The organism is Natrarchaeobius chitinivorans (genome assembly GCF_003841505.1).
Lineage (GTDB): Archaea > Halobacteriota > Halobacteria > Halobacteriales > Natrialbaceae > Natrarchaeobius > Natrarchaeobius chitinivorans.
On sequence record NZ_REGA01000003.1, the window covers coordinates 184,630 to 201,566 of the forward strand.

The 16,937-nt window shown below is 63.0% G+C and carries 11 protein-coding genes and 1 pseudogene; 6 read left to right on the forward strand and 6 right to left on the reverse strand.

Going from position 1 to position 16,937, the window contains the following annotated elements:
* Positions 1–834 precede the first annotated feature (834 nt).
* Complete coding sequence (locus EA473_RS05245; protein ID WP_124194612.1) at positions 835–2,046, forward strand: outer membrane protein assembly factor BamB family protein; 1,212 nt, start codon at positions 835–837, stop codon at positions 2,044–2,046.
* Positions 2,047–2,090: 44 nt separating this feature from the next.
* On the opposite strand, the gene EA473_RS05250 is transcribed toward EA473_RS05245, so the two are convergent.
* The 6 genes and pseudogenes from EA473_RS05250 to EA473_RS05275 form a co-directional block, all read right to left on the reverse strand.
* A complete protein-coding gene (locus tag EA473_RS05250) occupies positions 2,091–5,618 on the reverse strand; it encodes a DUF7286 family protein (RefSeq protein WP_124194613.1) in 3,528 nt (1,175 codons plus the stop codon).
* Positions 5,615–6,691 carry a DUF7284 family protein gene (locus EA473_RS05255; protein WP_124194614.1) on the reverse strand — a complete coding sequence of 359 codons (1,077 nt, stop codon included), beginning with the start codon at positions 6,689–6,691 and terminating at the stop codon, positions 5,615–5,617. Before EA473_RS05255 ends, EA473_RS05250 begins: the two co-directional genes overlap by 4 nt.
* A complete protein-coding gene (locus EA473_RS05260) occupies positions 6,691–7,161 on the reverse strand; it encodes a DUF7285 family protein (RefSeq protein ID WP_124194615.1) in 471 nt (156 codons plus the stop codon). The genes EA473_RS05255 and EA473_RS05260 overlap by 1 nt, the downstream gene beginning before the upstream one ends.
* The gene (locus EA473_RS05265) at positions 7,136–8,056 is read right to left on the reverse strand and encodes a DUF7283 family protein (RefSeq protein WP_124194616.1); all 921 of its coding nucleotides are present in this window, start codon (positions 8,054–8,056) and stop codon (positions 7,136–7,138) included. The genes EA473_RS05260 and EA473_RS05265 overlap by 26 nt, the downstream gene beginning before the upstream one ends.
* Before the next feature lie 90 nt (positions 8,057–8,146).
* Positions 8,147–9,841, reverse strand: coding sequence for a type II secretion system F family protein (locus EA473_RS05270; RefSeq protein ID WP_394341298.1), 1,695 nt, complete (start codon positions 9,839–9,841; stop codon positions 8,147–8,149).
* A 16-nt stretch (positions 9,842–9,857) separates the two neighbouring features.
* A pseudogene (locus tag EA473_RS05275) lies at positions 9,858–11,827 on the reverse strand (ATPase, T2SS/T4P/T4SS family).
* Between the two features lie 206 nt (positions 11,828–12,033).
* Between EA473_RS05275 and EA473_RS05280 the strand changes: the two are divergent.
* The 5 genes from EA473_RS05280 to EA473_RS05300 all read left to right on the forward strand — a co-directional run bounded on the left by EA473_RS05280 (position 12,034) and on the right by EA473_RS05300 (position 16,913).
* A complete protein-coding gene (locus EA473_RS05280) occupies positions 12,034–12,738 on the forward strand; it encodes an MBL fold metallo-hydrolase (protein ID WP_124194618.1) in 705 nt (234 codons plus the stop codon).
* A 98-nt stretch (positions 12,739–12,836) separates the two neighbouring features.
* Positions 12,837–13,817 (forward strand): 3-isopropylmalate dehydrogenase, encoded by a 981-nt coding sequence (gene leuB / locus EA473_RS05285; RefSeq protein WP_124194619.1) that lies wholly within the window; start codon positions 12,837–12,839, stop codon positions 13,815–13,817.
* A 107-nt stretch (positions 13,818–13,924) separates the two neighbouring features.
* Positions 13,925–14,815, forward strand: a complete 891-nt coding sequence (locus tag EA473_RS05290; RefSeq protein ID WP_124194620.1) for an ABC transporter permease — start codon at positions 13,925–13,927, stop codon at positions 14,813–14,815.
* A 149-nt stretch (positions 14,816–14,964) separates the two neighbouring features.
* Positions 14,965–15,981, forward strand: a complete 1,017-nt coding sequence (locus tag EA473_RS05295) for an ABC transporter ATP-binding protein (RefSeq protein ID WP_124194756.1) — start codon at positions 14,965–14,967, stop codon at positions 15,979–15,981.
* Positions 15,978–16,913: a hypothetical protein gene (locus EA473_RS05300; RefSeq protein ID WP_124194621.1), complete on the forward strand. Its 936-nt coding sequence runs from the start codon at positions 15,978–15,980 to the stop codon at positions 16,911–16,913. The genes EA473_RS05295 and EA473_RS05300 overlap by 4 nt, the downstream gene beginning before the upstream one ends.
* Positions 16,914–16,937: the final 24 nt, after the last annotated feature.

The following is a 16,937-nucleotide window of genomic DNA, read 5'->3' on the forward strand; positions in this document are numbered from 1 at the left end:
ACTCGATCAACTGATTTCCCCCCGTATGCGGATTATGCGGGTCAGTGTACGTTCTCCCGTACCACTGTGCGGGTGTAGTCTTAGCACGGTTCGCAGTTTTACCTGGAATCACGTTCAGCAGTTTGCCCCTTCTTCTGATGTGCTAAAGCATGTCTTCACTGATACTTGGACATAACTAACAGATGGTGTATGTTTTGTTCTGGTCCGTCGAATGCCGTTCGTCACGCAGGTTGCACTCAGTGTGATCGGAGGGGCTGTACAGCAACTCCGCCTCGGTGGAACGGTATGGTTCGGGCTCCTGGCGCGATATTGGCATGGCTGTCGAGCCCAGATCCGCAACCCCACTCGTCTCGGTGTATCTCGATTTCCCGGCCGAGAGTTTTCACACCGTATCGTCCAGATTGGTGTGGTTCTCCATCCGACCTCGAGATCCGTACACCGCGTGGGCAGTTCTCGTCCAATTTCGTGGCGTGCTGGCGTGGCGTTCGAGTGACAGCGAGAGCGCCTCGCTCATACTGTCGGACAGAACTCAGTGAGAAGTCGATCGCGAATTCGCGGCCGTCTCCGATGGCGACGGCCGCAGGAAAGCGACCGATCTTCAAATAGTTCTGTCCGACGGTATCACTCGTGAGGCGAGTAAAGACGCGATCGATCGATTCGGTTGGGAAGGGGCAGCGTTTTACATCCCTCTGTTAGCTCTACTGGGACACGAGTCGAATACCCAACTATACTAATAACTAATTCAGATATCATAGCTGTGTATTTGATAGATGTTTCTACGGAGTGTGTTCCAGGAATAATAAACTTTATTCTAAATCGTATAGTATTGTAAGTATGGGTAGGAGACGACACACGAACCGCCGAACGTGGCTCGGACTGTGTGCTGGCACCGCCGGAGCGACGATACTCGCCGGCTGCTCGAGCGACGAAGAAACAACCGACGATACCGACGACACCGGGACGTCCGACGACGGACTCCTCGAGTTCGGATCGGATTCCGACGGCGACTGGCCGATGTTCGGCGCGGACCTCCAGAACACCGGCTACCAACCGGACGGCGACGGGCCAGTCGATGACGTGACGGTTCGCTGGCGACTCGAGGGTGGAGATCGGTTCGTCTCGAGTCCAGCGATTGTAGATGGAATCGTGTACGCTGGCTGTCGTGACGGATATCTCTATGCAGTCGATGCTGAGACGGGAGAAATCGAATGGGCTACCCAGTTGAATCAACGAGTGAGCTCTCCTCCAACAGTCATTGATGGAGTCGTCTACGTCTCGAGCCATGGTGTTCCAGATAAAATTCATGCGCTTGAGGCTGATTCTGGCGAACAGTTGTGGGCGGAAGAACTCGGAAATTCGGCACACAGTCCGGCCCCATATGGTGATGTAATCTATACATATCACTCTGGTTGGCTCATCGAAACCGATCGCACTTCTGGAACATCTTCAGTTCTATTCGAGGGTTACAGCCAGACCCCAACAGCACCCGCGATCAAAGATGGAGTCCTGTTCGGTGGTGGACGACGTTCTATTGTCGCCCATGACCTCGAGCAGATGGAACGGAAATGGGAGTTTGAAAACGAAAACACCGAGCACATGTCGAACGGAACGCCTGCAGTGGTGGACGGAACGCTTTACACCGGGAGTACGGATTCAAAACTATATGCACTTGATGTAGAAAGTGGCGAAGAAAAATGGACTTTTGAAACTGATGATTCTATCTCTGCTGGACCGTCTGTGGCTGATGATACAATTTATTTGCCCTCGCGGGATGGGCATGTCTACGCCATAGATGCTAATAGCCGCGAACAGAAGTGGTCTGTCGACTACGAATTCCAGTTACAACAGAAACCTGCTGTCACGGAGAGCATGATCTATTTTATTGACGGCAAAACTCTACATGGACTCGATCGGTCCGATGGAGGGGTGCATTGGTCATTCACACCCGACAAAGACGAAACGATTGGTGGGACTCTTTCCGTCGCAGATAGGGTTGCCTATCTTCCGTCTAGAGATCACCACCTATACGCTCTCGAAGAAGCTTGAATACCGCGGAAAGCACTACTATGGAGGAGTTTTGTCGTAGAAGATCACCGATCTGAACCTGTTTCTGGCCATCCTTCGGACTCTTCAGCCCAGCCACCGGTCCGATCACCGACGCCGAGTCGTTGCGGTGGGACGACGACGATGACGATCGTTCGTGACTCGAAAGCGATCGGTCTCGTCGAACCGACGTGGTCGCCGCCAAGCGTCACCCGCCCCTCTTCGCGGACGTAGTTTTCACCCTGTACCGTCGACGGTGTTCCCGTATTCGACTCGAGTTCGAATCTGGCGTACTCACCTTTGACCTCGACGTCCCAGACGTTCGTCGTCGCGACCCACCCTTTGGGCAACGGAACGATCGGTAACCCCGCCGGAACGCGGTTCGGCGAGAGGTTGAAATCGCCATCTTCGTCCAACAAGCCACTCTCGTTGTTTCGCAACCAGTCGTGCTCGAGGTCGGCTTCGTCGATCGTTTCGTTCATTCGCTGGGCGACCACTTCCTCGCTTCGTTCCTCGAGTTCGTCGCGAACGCTCTCGTTTAGATAATCGACGTTAGTCGTTTCGAACCCATCAACAGTAGTCTGATTTACTGCCTCGGTTAACGCGTAGTTGACGCTCGCACCTGCGTGTTGTTTGAACACCTCGCCGTTGTCGTAGGGGTTTTCGCCGTGGTTGTCGACGTCGATCTCCTCCCTGACGTGTCGTTCGACGTAATCAACTCCCTCTCCGCTCCCGAGCATCGCTGCCTGTTGACCCGGTGTTCCATCCCCAATTTCGTCGATTCCCTCGTCTACAAGGTATTCGGTTCGATCCTCGTCCAGGTCGATTCCGTGTTCTAACTTATTGAGTTCGCGGGTCGTTTCCAGAGCAAGATCGTTAATTTCCTCATCGACAGCTTCCTCCAGGTCCTCGTAGGCCTGTTCGTTGTCGACGAGTTTCTCGTCTTCTTCCTCGAGCAAAACGTCTGCCAACCTCGCAGCCTCGAGAAGTTCACCTGCCATTCGAAGCGTCAAAGCTGAATCGTCAGATTCGAACAACCAACTCAAGATGTCCCCGATAACGCCGAGTTCCATCTCGTTGTACGGAATCGCGAACCAGTTGTTGTTCCGGGCTGCAAGCGGCGTGTGCGTCGCGTTGCCGGTCGCCGGCACCTCTTCGGCCTCGACCTGCTCGAGCGAGAGGTACGTCGGCGAGCCGGCGGGCGTATACTCCATCTCGTCGCTGTAAGGCGAGTCGACGGTCGCAGGTTCGTACTCCGTGTCGCCGCCGGCCACTTCGCGGGAGAAATCGCTGAGTCCCTCGAGGACGTCGTCACCGGCATCGAGTTCGTCGCCGAGCCGATCGTCGAGTTCGTCCTGGACCTTTCCGTTCGCATCGCTGGCCATCCCGATCTGTCCTTTGACGTTGTCCACGTAGGTCTGGCGCGCTTCGACTCGAGCTTTATCCGCGACCGTCGGATATCGATCGGGAACCCGGTGGTAGACGAGTTGATCGTCGATTTCCTCGTTCAACTCGCCGAACGGATCGCCGGTCAAGAGGTCCCCGTTTTCGAACGTAACCGTATCCGTCTCATGCTGGAGTTGTGCGCGGATGTAGTAGAGGTCGAGGGCGATCGCCGCCGTGATCAACTCCGTCGACGTATCCGCCTCGTGGGTCGTCCGATCCCCGTCGGCTACCGACAGACGGTTTCGGAGGTCCCGTTCGCTTCGAATGTCCTCGGCGTTCGTGACCTGGCGTTCGAGTTGGGCCTCGACGTCGCCGTGTGGATCGACGCCCAGTAACGCCTCGGTACTCTCGTCCGGGAATGCGGCGTAGTTGTCGAGTGTAACGTTCTCTGCGAGTTTCGTCTCCCAGCCACCGTCGTCTTCGAAGTAGCCGTCGGGGAGACTGTGGGGCCACTCGTCCGCGGCCGATTCGTCGTACCCGTTCTCGATGCCGCGATATTCGATGGCACTTCTGTCGGGATGGCTGGCACGTACGTCGATCTCGGTTTCGTACGTCGAAGACGACGTTCGAGTGACCGTCACGGGCGAGTTCACGTCCTCCGGGCCGTCGTAACTCCACGCAAGGTCTCGCGTGTGCTCCTGAGTCACCACGACCGTCGCGGACGAGTAGCTCGTTACCGCCTCGCCGGTGTCGGGGTCGCCCTCCTCGAACACCGCCGACACGTCCGAATCCGTCCGCAACTCGTCGGTCGTCCTCGTCCAGTTGCTCGAGTCGGTGAGCGCCGGTCTGGAACCGCTCGGGAGGGATTGCCTGTCGGTGCCGGTCTCGAGGTCCGCCTGCGATTCGACGCGGTGTACGTCCTCGATGGAGTCGGTCATCTCCATCTCGGCGAGTGTCTGCGCGTACGCGAGGTCGGCGAACGGATCGACGTCGATGGTCTGCTCCGCGTCGATACCCGCCCCCTCACCCGCGGCGTTCGCCGTCGACTCCATGACCTCTCTCGTATCGATCGGCTCAGCCAGATTCGCGTTCTGATCGCCGTAGAGATACTCGAGTCCAGCACAGAAGTCTTCGGCATCGGTGACGACGGGTTCGTCACCGGTCTGGCCTTCGTACAGCTCTTCGGCGTCCTGAGCGGCGAGACAACCCCAGGCGTTTCGCATGACCGCCTCCTGATTCGGATCGGCCGTCCCGAACGTCGACTCCTGCATGTCGAATGCGGCGTCGTTGGCCATCACCTCGGTGTGTCGGTTCGCCATCACCTCGGAAATCGGTGCGCCACCCCACTGGGCGAGTCCGCGTGCCCAGGTGAGCGGGTAGATCCGTGCGGCGAAGTGCTGCCCGAAGCCGTTGAGGCTGGTCGGATCTCCGAGTCCGCCCTCGACGACGTTCATGTTCAGCTGGTGTTCGTACTCGCGGGTCTTCTGGTGGAGGACGAAGACGTTCGTTCCGACGACGACGGTTACGTCTTCGACTCTGTGGGCGACCCGCTGTCCGTTCCGTTCGACCGTTATTTCGACGTCCTCGATCGTCACCTCGAGCTGTCCCGGCTCGAGGTCGTTCTCGGAGTCGATTCCGGGATCGAGTTTCACGCGATCGATCGCGTCCACAGCCGAACTCCGATTCTCCTCAAGCGGTGGGAGCGAGACGTTCGTCGTCGTATCTCCCCGGAACTCGCCGTCGAGATGGTGAAGGTCGCGTTCGACTGCGTTGTAGATCCGGAGCTTGAGATACCGTCCGAACGCGTGGTCGGGATCGACGTCGTGTCGGCCGTCCTGATACTCACCCGGCATCTCGCCGATCCATCTGGGTGGATCGTTCGAATCGGTGGCCGCGATCGCCTGGCCCCACGAATGGCTCTCGTTCGGGTCCATCAACGGCTCCCGTGCCGACTGCTCGGCGGCGTTGGCGGCGGCGTTTCGAACGACCGTCTGAGCCGTCGCGGAGGTGCGATCCATCGCCAGTGAGGCGTCTACTGCGGGCTCCGGTGGCACTCGTGACTGGAGAACTGCAACGGACGTGACGCTGGTCACCAGCAACAGCACGCCGATGATGGCAAACGGGATACGGCCGCGTTCATCGAGCGTAACCGACACCGTCGACGGACGGGATTCGCTGGTCCGTTTCATTCGTCCCACACCCGCACGGTGATCGTCACTTCGTCGGTCCCAACGGTCGGTGTGACGACGTCTTCTACGCCCTCTGCCACCGCAGCCTCGTCCTCGGGGTACGTCGCGTCGATCTCGGTCTCGATGTCGTCGATCTCCTCGTCGTAGGTTCGCTCGAGATCGTTCGCGATCGTCTCCGTGAGGTTTTCCACCAGTCGTTCGTTGGCGGCGGAGACGTTGACGTCGGTCCGGTTGAGGGCCCCGGATTCCGGATCGTACTCGACGCCGAGTGCATCGCCGGTTCGATGGTACTCGTACAGGGCCAGATCCCGATCGAGATTGGTACCCTGGAGGGCGATCGTCGTCGACTCGTTCGGGAACATCCCTGAAACGATAGCGTCGGCGATCGGCTCCGCAGTTCGGTCGAAACTTCGATTTGTGGCGTCGTAGCTCCCCTCGAGTTCGGCCTCGGAGACCGACGGAAAGTCGCTTGCGACGGTGAACGTCGCGGTACTGACGTCGGCGTCCGTGGGTGGCCGATCGCCGGCGACGGTCTCCCCACGGATCGACGCATCCTCGTAGGGTTCCCAGGTCGCGAGGACGTGGACGTTGTCGTTTGCGCCGATCAACTCACTTCCGACGCTGACGTCGACCGCCTCGCGAAACTCCGTGCCGGCGTAAGAGAGGGGCTCTCCATCGAGGTGGAGGCTCGCGATGGCCGCCGAGGCGAGCAACTGGGCCAGGGGTCCGTGTTTCACCCGTTCGTACCGATCGTCGTCGTACTGAGCGTCGTCGAAGACGCCGGTATCATCGTGGCGTTCGACCGACTGGATCGAGTACTCGACCGTCGTCGTCGACGTCGCGATCGTCTGTGCGGTCTCGTCGGCGATCTGTGGATCGTGGCGATCGAGGTCTTCGGCGAGAAAGACCGCGATGACGCCGATCGATGCGGTAATACAGAGCAGACAGAGTGAGACGTCGACGACGGTGCTAACGGCGCGATTACGCCGACGAAAGCCGTCGCTCCGGGGATCGTCGCCGGCTCTGTTCGGAGGACTCGTCTCTGTCCGTTCGCTGGACGACCGGACGCACATCAGCGCCATACCTCCACGTGAAGCGTTCCGCCGCGGACGTCGCCGGCCGGATCGGCCTCGAGTTGGACGCCGACCGATCGACTCGCGGTTCCGGTCGTTTCGGGCCGTTCGACGTCCGATCGATCGTACTGGATGCTGCCGTCCTCACGGACGAGGGCGCTGTCGACGACGATGGTTCGCCCCTCGTCGGTGACGGTCGTGACTTCGATCACCACCGTGTAGCCGTCCGGCAGTTCGACCCCCTCGTGAAGGTCGCTCCGATCGATCGTCTCGTGGTAGACGCCGTCGGATCCGACGGCGTTCCAGACCTGCTCGAGAGTCGCGTCGGCCGGATCGCTCGCGGTCGTTGACGGATAGAGGGTGGCGAGGACGCCGGTGTAGAGGACGACGCCCGTACAGACGAGCCCGATCGCTACCAGAGCGGCGAGCGGTTCTGTCTGTCCGCTATTCCGCGACGACGAGCGTAACACGGTACTCCCCCGCCGATTCGTCGGCGGTGATCTGGGTCGTTTCGTCGGCTATCTGGTCGGGATCCTCCGGATCGGTTCCCTCACAGAGGACGATCTCCTCGCCAAATTCGGAGATTCCGGTCGCCTCACACGTGACGCCGTCGTCGAAATCGGCGGTCAACGTCAGCGGAATCGCGACCGATTCGAGGGGCTCGAGACTGAGTGTCGTCGAGTCGTTCCCGTCACGAAACCACGTCGATTCACCCCGTTCGACGATTTCTGGTGAGCCGTACTCCTGGCCTTCCACGGAGACGTCGGCCCGCTTGCTACCCTCTCCGTCGTAATCGAACCGAACGCCGGTAGCAAAGGTCGTGCTCTCGCCCATGAGCCCCTCGGTTACTTCGGCGGTGACTCGCGGCTTCGTGGTGGCGTCGTCGGGTTGGGCTGTCACCGTTCGAACGACCAGGCGTTCGCCGGCCGGATACCACTCGCCGTCGGTGGTTTCGTGAGACTCGTTGATCCGTCCGAGAAACTCGGCGGTGGCGTCGACGTCGGCTCGCTCGAGTTCGGATTCGAACTCGTCGGTAAACGCCGTTCCGTAGGTGACGTTCTCGAGGCGGTCGTCGTCCGTAATCAGAACGACGGTACCGTATGCGAGACTCGAGTGTGCCCGTCCGTGTTCGTTTCGCAACTCGATGGTCGTCCCCTCCTGGAGTCGCAGTTCCGCCGCATCGTGTTCGTGGACGGTACTGGCGGTGTACGGGCTCCCTGCGATTCTGTCGACGGAGTTCGCGGCTCCGCTCGCATCGGGCGGTGGGCCCGTCGGCAGTCCCAGAACGACGCCAGCGATAACGACGCTGGCCGCCGAAACCCCGAACCAGACGTACCACGCGTCGACGGGCGCTTCCAGATCCATGTCCCGCGGTTGCCTCGTATTCGTATATAAACGGTAGCTCCGTTCCGTCGTCGGTGTCGGCTCGGTTCGCTGACGAGCGCAATGCGAGTATCAGCCGATCGCTCCGACGAGCGTAACCGTGAGGACGTAAAGAACCACGCTCGAGAGGAGCGCCCGTCCGACGTGATACCCAAGGAGGGCTCGATCCATCCCGTGACGAAGCGCGATCGACAGCGGCGTCAGGATGAAACACAGCGTCACGACGTAGAGTCCGATGACGATGCCGAGTGTGTCGGTCGGTAACGCCGCCACGTCGGCGAGATGGAGGAGATCGCCGGTGATCATTCCGGCCAGACCGACCGTTGCCCCCGCCACCAGCGGGCCGAAGTACGCTGCGGTACTGTCGAGCGTATCGGTCACCGAGGCCAGATCGCGTTTCGTCCCGGCCTCGACCTCCTCGAGTTCCTCGAGGTGGTCGGCCATCGCGACGATCGCTCGGCCGGCTGGTCGCCCCTCGTTTGCGGCGATCGCGAGCAATGCTGCAGTTCCGCGTGCCCGATCGCTCGGGACGTTTTTCAAGGCACCGTACTCGCCGAGAAACGCCTCTTCGACGCCGATCGCGAGTCGGCGTTGAAGTCCCGCAACGTTCGTAAAGACTGTCCCCGTTTCGCCCGGGACGCGGTCGGCTGCGAGTTCGATCGCCGACTCGACGGATTCGCCTTCGGCGACCTGGCGACCGACGAGATAGAGCGCGTCGGTGAGGTGTTCTTCCACGTCGCGAACGTAGTGTCTGACCTCGAGTATCGGCCGATACACGGCGAGTAGTCCGGTTCCGGCTCCGACACCGACGGCCGTAAGCGAGGCGAGATGCGGTGGACCGAACGCGGAGACGAGCGCGTATGCCACGAGCGCAGTGAGGACGCCCCACAGACTCCGGATCCAGAGCCGATCGGGGACGCGAGGATGATCCCGCCCGACGGTCGGCGGTGGAAACGCGACCGGACGTCTGACGAGCAGTCGGAGACTCGCGGCGACGAGCACGAGAGGCAACAGGAGGTTGTAGACGACGACGAACGTCCAGATATTGACCGAGATGCCCGCCATCGGGGCGGCGGGAACGAGAGCGACCAGCGCGAGTGGAAGCATGACGCCGAACGCGAACAGCGCGGTCGTCGGTCCGCGAATCGACGACGTGAACGCTGCCATCCGATTGCGGGTTCCGTTCAGTATCGCGGCGAGCGATCGATCGAGTGTGCGATTTCGCTCGGCTTCGGGGGCATCCTGTGCCGTCGCGAGAAGGTGTGCCGATCGCCGGAGCGCCGGAAACTGCTCGGACCACTCGTCGGCGAACGTCAGGAGTCCGGTCCGGGGGGTTCCCATCGACCGGTCGACGTGGGCACCGAGACTCACGGAGAGCGGACCGTGACCCGTTTCCGCTGCGAACCTGACCGCGCTTTCGAGCGCCGGTTGAACCTGCATGCGAAGGACAGCCCGTCCGATGAGGTTCGGCGTGTCCCCGAGCGCTTCCGTTCGCCGGAACGCAGCGACGAGGTGGGGAGCCGAGTGAATCCCGTGAACGACGCTGATCGAGAGACAGAGCACGACCCCGATCACGACGAGTTCGGGCAACGGGGTCAGAAACAGCGGCAACGGAAGAATCGCCGCGACGCCGCCGCCACCGTATCCGGCCCGGATCACCGTCTCCGGCTCGATTCGATCGTCGAGAAAGGCAATCGACTCCTCGAGTTCGTCGCTCGGGTCGACCGTCCAGGGATACAGCGACGCGAACGCTCGCATTACGATCATCGGATACATCACCGGATCACTCGAGGCCGCGACTCCCGTACGCCGCGGCGACTTCCCGCGGGGTCGTTCGGCCGTCCGTTGCCAGCCGATCGAGCTGTGCTGTTCGATCCGCGATCGCTTGGCGGACGTCCGCGTAGCTCTCGTCTGGCTCCGCCAGCCGCTGGACGAGCCGACTCTCACCGCGGTCGATGCGCCCGGTCGCCGCCGCTCGCTTCCCGCTGGTGACTTCCCGCGGATTTCCGTCCGCCGAGAGATCGTAAAGCGCCTCGAATCGAATCTCGTCTCCGCTTTTCAGCACTTCCTCGACCCGCGAGATCCGTCTGCGGCGACCCCGATCCGTTCGATACGACTGGACGGTGACCACGAGGTCCGTCGCGGCGAACGAGGACGGTTCGACCTTCAGATCCGAGACGACTCGTTCGTACACGTCTTCGGCACCGTCGCCGTGGATCGTTCCGAGCACGGCGTTCGCGTTTGCACCGACGCGCATCGCCTCGTAGAGGACGCGCGCTTCCTCGCCGCGTATCTCGCCGACGACGAGCGCACCGTCGCCGAGCCGAAGCGCCGTTCTGAGCGAGTCCGCCGGAGATATCTCCGGTCCCTCTCCGGTACCCGTTCGAAGTGCCTGGACGTCCCTGTCGACCGCCTGGAGCGATCGAACCGGCAGTTCGGGCGTATCTTCGATGACGACCGTACGCGTATCCGGCGTCAGTTCGTACAGAAGCGTTCCGAGGAGCGTGGTCTTTCCCGACCCCCGCGTTCCCGCGATGAGTGTCGCAGCGTTTCGTTCGACCGCGACCGAGAGGAACGCTCCGACGGCCGCCGACATCGTCCCGTTCTCGACGAGCGCCGGCAACGTAAACTGGTCGTCGGCTCGCTCCCGAAAAGCGAAGGCGATTCCGTCGGCGACGGGATCCGTGACGCCCGCGATTCGAATCCCGGTACCGTCGACCAGGTTCGCCGTCGCGTCGACCGTCGGCGCGTCACGGGAGAACGCTCGGCCGCTGGTCCGGCGGACGCGTGAGGCGAGCGCTTCGACGCCGTCGGGGGTCAGGTGGACGTTCGTCGTCGCCGACTGGCCGTCGACGACGACCCGAATCGGATTTCGGGAGACCGGCGACGTGGCGTACACGTCGGTGACTCGCGGGTCCGCGAACAGGTCCTCGAGAACGCCGTAGCCTTTCGTGTGCTTCGACAGAATCGCAGTCAGTTCCGGATCGATCGGGTCGTCGCTCTTGCGCTCGATCGCTCTCGAGGCGGCGCGGTCTCCGTCTACGGCTCCGTTCGCGATCGCCCGTAGCCGTCGACGAGGTCGCGTCGTTTCGCCGCCGCCAGCGAGAGATCGACGGTGTCGAGGGCGTACAGCGGGACGCTGTCGGGCCTGTCGTACAGTCGCACGACGCTTCCCGTCTCGAGTTCCGTCACGTCCGTAAGCGTCGCCTCGTCGGGAACCTCTCGGTCCAGATAGTAGTACGCGATCCGTAGTCCGACGGTCGACTGGAACACGTCCTCGGAATTCGATATCTGTCTGCCAATCCGCGTTAACCCGGACTCCAGACCGACGTCAGCGATCGGTCCGACGCGACGAGTCAGTTCGGTCGCGACGGAAAGCGGATCCTCGTGGGCAGCGGCCGCGAGTCGTTCGTCGCGGTCCCCGAGGAGTTCGACGAACCGACCGGCGGCCGACAAAAGCGCCACCGCACGGTCGTCGTACCGATACTCGAGGCCGTGGGTTCGAACGGTGATCGCGTCGACGTCGCGTTCCGTGAGCAACTGGACGACGGTCCGCCGACAGCGACTCGACCCGGCGATATCGCCGTCGTCGTCGCAATCGGTCGCCTCGAGAACCAGACTGTCGCCCTCGAACGTCGGACGACAGGAACAGCGGTCATCGGATCCCAACTCGAGGAGATCGACGTCGAACACGTCCTCGAGGCCGAACTCGCCGACGATCGAACGCAGCGATGGGGTGCCGTCCGGAGACATAGGAGTCGTACCTGCCCGTTCGTATATAAACCCGAACCCGGATCGCGAACCATCCGGTCGCCTTCTTCGACGGGGCCAGGGAGACGCCGACGTTGACCGGGACTGCCTCGTCGGTGAGGCGCTCTCGGACGAGTTCGTCGATGCAGAACGCCTTGCACCGATTTTACATATGAGGGCTCGAACAGTACACGTGTCACTGATATAGAATGCCAGTTTACGACCGATCTCCATCGGACGAACTACACGAGATCGATCGGTGGGAGGACGGATTCGGTTGGTTCGCCCATCCCGACGAGACGGGGCGACGAGCCAGCCACGCGGTTCGTGCCGACGACGGCGTCTGGGTGATCGATCCGGTAGACGCCCCGGGACTCGACGAACGCCTGGCGGACCTCGGCCCCGTCGTCGGCGTCGCGGTGCTCTGTAGTCACCACGCAAGGGATGCTGGAGCCGTTGCGAGCCGCCACGACGTTCCCGTCTTCGTCCCTCGCTGGATGGACCGCGTCGAAGAGCGCACCGGTGCGCCCGTCGAGCGGTTCGAAACCACGCTCGGCGACTCCGGATTTCGAATTATGCGATTCGAACCGCTCTCGATGTGGCAGGAGGCGGTCGCCTACCGCGAGGACGACGGCACGCTGATCGTCCCGGACCTGCTCGGTACCGGGCCCGGATACACGGCGGGCGACGAGCGAGTGGGCATCGTTCTCTCCCACCGGCTGTTTCCGCCGCGGGACGCCCTCGGCGACCTCGAGCCCGAGCGGATCCTCTTCGGTCACGGCGAAGGGATCCTCGAGGATGCGGACGAGGCGTTGCGGGACGCGCTCGCCGGCTCGCGGCGGCGGTTTCCGCGCGCGCTGGCGACCCAACTCGGCACGAACCTCCGGCTACTCCTCGCCGCGACGGGCGACTGATACGGGGTACTGTCCGGGCGAGCGCCTCCTTCCCCCGAGGCGCCGTTCGCGCTCGAGACATCGATACCCTCTTTTCGGCGTGTCGCAGACGTTCGGGCATGACAGACGAAATCACCGTCATTCCCGGCGACGGCATCGGACAGGAAGTGATACCCGCCGCAGTAGAGGTTCTCGACTCGCTCGAGATCGATTTCGAGTTTCACGAGGCCGACGCGGGCGACCACGTCGAAGCGGAAACCGGCGAGGCGCTTCCCGAGGAGACGTACGAACTGGCGGCGTCGACGGACGCGACGCTGTTCGGTGCGGCCGGCGAGACTGCAGCGGACGTCATCCTGCCACTTCGGACGGCCGTCGACTCGTTCGTCAACGTCCGACCCGCCAAGGCGTACCCGGGCGTCGACGCGCTTCGACCCGAGACCGACCTGGTCTTTCTCCGCGAGAACACCGAGGGCGTCTACTCCGGCCACGAGGATCGGTTGAGCGACGATCTCTCGACGCTGACCCGCGTCGTCACGTCCTCGGCCTCCGAGCAACTCGCCGAGTTCGCCTGCGAGTTCGTCGACGAGGGCAACTACGACGGCTTCCACGTCGCTCACAAGGCGAACGTGATGCGCGAGACCGACGGCCGGTTTCGTGATACGGTCGTCTCGGTCGCCGACGAACGCGGCGTCGAGACCGAGGAGGTGCTGATGGACGCCTTCGCGACCCACGTCTGTCTCGATCCCACCCAGTTCGACGTCGTCGTCTGCCCGAACCTCGCGGGCGACGTCCTCTCGGATCTGGCAGCCGGACTCGTCGGCGGCCTCGGAATGCTCCCCAGCGCCAACATCGGCCCCGATCGCGGGCTGTTCGAACCCGTCCACGGGTCGGCCCCCGACATCGCCGGCGAGGGCGTCGCCAACCCCGCGGCGACGATCGTCTCCGCCGCGATGATGCTCGAGTACCTCGGCCACGACGAGGAAGGCCTTCGCGTGCGCGACGCCGTCGAAGGCGTTCTCGAGGACGGGCCGCGGACGCCGGACCTCGGCGGCGACGCCTCGACCGAGGACGTGACGAACGCTATCGTCGACCGTCTGTAACACGACTTCACGGTGATCGTCGCCCTCGATCGGTGTTCTCGACTCCGTTTTCCGACCTCGAGAACGATAGATCTCCTTTATCACGCTCCACTGTTCACAGGAAGCTAATGCGATGGTATCCGCTCGCGCGAGAGGAAGCCAGGGCCCTCCTTCGGTCGAAAGGCGTCTGGCTGCTCGCGCTCGCTCTCCTGCTGTGGACGTATCGCCCCTCCTACACCGTCTGGAACGAACTCGGCCCGGACATGACGATCGGATTCCTCCAGTTCGCCGGCGGAATCGTGGTCCCGATCGCCGCAGTGATCCTCGGTTACCGCGCGATCGCCGGCGAGCGGGCGTCGGGAAGCCTGAAGCTCCTCCTCGGATTGCCGCTGACTCGAGGCGAGATCCTCGCCGGAAAGGTCGTTGGCCGACTCGCGGGGATCGCGATTCCGATGGTTCTCGCGCTCGGGATCGTCACCGCCGCCGGGGTAGTCCAGTACGGCCTGTTCTCGCCGCGTCGGTATCTGGCGGTCTTCGCGGTGACGGTGCTCTATCTCCTCGCGCTCGTCTCGATCGTGATCTCGGTTTCGGCGATCGTCCGTCGAACGACGACGGCGGCGGCGATGCTGTTTATCGGATTCATACTGCTCCTCGATATCGGCTGGCAGATGTTCGTGCCGGGGATCTACTCCCGGCTCGCGGGCGTCCCGGTCAACCCGTACGATCCGCCGGCAGAGGGCGGGTTGTTTCTCATGGATCGACTCTCCCCGACCGGCGCGTACAACGTCGCGACGAACGGCATCCTCGACGCCGGAAACTCCGCCTGGCACCACCCGAGCGCAATTTGGGCCCTGCAACCCAGCCACAGTTCCAACGCCCTCGCAGTCGGGGAGGCGTTCGACCCCGGGACTGCCCCGCTTTACCTCCACGAGGCGGGCGGCGTCGTGATCCTCGTCGCGTGGATCGTGGTCCCGCTGTCGATCGCCTACCTCCGCTTCGACGAGGGTGATCTCGCGTGAGTCCCGCAAACGGTGGGGACGACGGGATCGAGCGAACGAAAAACGGCGGTACGCCCGACCGGACGAAAAACGGCGGTGCGTCCGACCGGACGGGCAACGACGGAACGCTCGAGCACGCGAGCGACGAACTGGTCGTCGAAACTGAAGGTCTGACGAAGCGCTACGGCCCCGACGCGGCCGTCGAGGACCTCTCGCTGTCCGTCGAATCGGGCGAGATCTACGGCTTCCTCGGCCCCAACGGCGCCGGCAAGTCGACGACGATCAACCTCCTGATGGATTACGTCAGACCGACCGAGGGTTCGATCCGCGTCCTCGGACTGGATCCCCGCGCCGACGTCGTCGACGTCCACCAGCGCGTCGGCATTCTCCCCGATGGCTTCAGCGTCTACGAGAACCGGACCGCCCGCGACCACCTGCGACTCGTGATCGACACTAAAGGGACCGACGACCACCCCGAAGCGCTGCTCGAGCGGGTCGGTCTCGCCGAAGCGATCGACGACGACGCCGGAAGCTACTCCCGGGGGATGCGCCAACGGCTTGCGCTCGCGATGGCGCTCGTGGGCGAACCCGACCTGCTGATTCTTGACGAACCGTTCTCCGGGCTCGATCCACACGGCGTCCGCACGGTCCGCGAGATCGCCCACGAGGAAAACGAGCGCGGCGCGACCATCTTCTTCTCGAGTCACGTCCTCGGCCAGGTCGAACTCGTCTGCGATCGGATGGGAATTCTCCACGAGGGCGAACTCGTCGCGGAGGGAACTCTCGAGGAGTTACGCGCGGAGGCGCCGGTGACGACGGAACTCGAACTCGTCGTCGACGGTGATCCCGAGCGCGCCCGTCGGGCGGCGAGCGGCGTCTCGGGCGTCGTCGATGCATCGGTCGCGATGGCCGGAGCCCCCTCGAGCGACGAGTCGTCTTCTGTGGAGGCCGGCCCACCGTCGGCCGACGTCGACGGCGAACCGACACCTTCGGCCACGACGGCGACTGCGCCAGCCGCCGACACGGTCGTCGTTCGACTCGAGTCGACAGACCGCCGCGAGGACGTGATCGCGGCCGTCGAGGAGGCGGGCGTAGCGATTCGACGAGCGGATCTCGAGGAGCCCTCCGTCGAGTCGATCTTCGTCGCACAGACGGAGGAGGCGGCAGACGGAGGTGAGTTGCGATGACGGCCGGTCACGACGGACGGAATGACGAACCCGATGTGACCGCCGAAGGGAAAGCCAGCGTGGACCGCGTCGGCGGTCGGAAGCGACGGTCGACGCTCCGTCGGCGAACGCTTCTCGGTACCGTCGCCGCGTCGACCGCGACGCTCGCCGGTTGCATGGCCGATACGGAGTACACCGTCGTCGACGCCTCGAGCGACCCCGTCGACGACGCGCCGATCTCGTTCGACCTCGAGGTCGTCGATCCGGCGATCCGCGTCGACTCCCCCGGCGTGATCGAACTCACCGTCGAAAACGTCGACGACGGGCCGATCGAACTGGTCAGCATGGGGATTCGCCCCTTCGGCACCCTCGAGTTGCGCGCGGAGCCGGAGGACCACCCGGGAGAGACGTGGATCAACCTCTGGAGCGACGAGTACGAAGAGAGCCCACACGTGGACGTGCGGCCGAACGGCATGCGCGTCGACGGCGAGGAGCTGGTGATGACGCTCTTCCCCGACGAGCTGATCTCGGTCCCCTACGAAATCCCCGGGGAGGAGGTCGTGCGGGACGCCACGTACGAACTCTCGGGTCGGCTGGGCGACGATCACGTCCTCAGATATCGCCGTCCGGACGACGAGAACGACAACGGGACGACCGAAGACGGCGATCCAGCCACAGAGGACGAGCAAAACGGCGGCGAAACCGGCAACGGCGAGAATAACGAAGACGAGGATGTTGGGAGTGGCGAAGACGAGGATGTCGGGAGTGACGAAGACGAGGATGTCGGGAGTGACGAAGACGAGGATGTTGGGAGTGGCGAAGACGAGGGTGATGAGAGTGGAGACGGCGCAAGTAACGAGGCGGAAGACGACGGAAGCAGACTGGATGGGACCGGCCTCACCCCGGCGACCGAGATCGAAATCGTAGCGGAGAGCTGGGTCCCGTTTCGTTGACCCGGTGGGCCGGATCCGCCCCGC

Bases quoted from the DNA above. Each gene is read 5' to 3' on its own strand.
- EA473_RS05245 (WP_124194612.1), top strand. From the start codon at position 835: ATGGGTAGGAGACGACACACGAACCGCCGAACGTGGCTCGGACTGTGT.
- EA473_RS05250 (WP_124194613.1), bottom strand. From the start codon at position 5,618: ATGAAACGGACCAGCGAATCCCGTCCGTCGACGGTGTCGGTTACGCTC.
- EA473_RS05255 (WP_124194614.1), bottom strand. From the start codon at position 6,691: ATGTGCGTCCGGTCGTCCAGCGAACGGACAGAGACGAGTCCTCCGAAC.
- EA473_RS05265 (WP_124194616.1), bottom strand. From the start codon at position 8,056: ATGGATCTGGAAGCGCCCGTCGACGCGTGGTACGTCTGGTTCGGGGTT.
- EA473_RS05270 (WP_394341298.1), bottom strand. From the start codon at position 9,841: ATGATCGTAATGCGAGCGTTCGCGTCGCTGTATCCCTGGACGGTCGAC.
- EA473_RS05280 (WP_124194618.1), top strand. From the start codon at position 12,034: ATGCCAGTTTACGACCGATCTCCATCGGACGAACTACACGAGATCGAT.
- leuB (WP_124194619.1), top strand. From the start codon at position 12,837: ATGACAGACGAAATCACCGTCATTCCCGGCGACGGCATCGGACAGGAA.
- EA473_RS05290 (WP_124194620.1), top strand. From the start codon at position 13,925: ATGCGATGGTATCCGCTCGCGCGAGAGGAAGCCAGGGCCCTCCTTCGG.
- EA473_RS05300 (WP_124194621.1), top strand. From the start codon at position 15,978: ATGACGGCCGGTCACGACGGACGGAATGACGAACCCGATGTGACCGCC.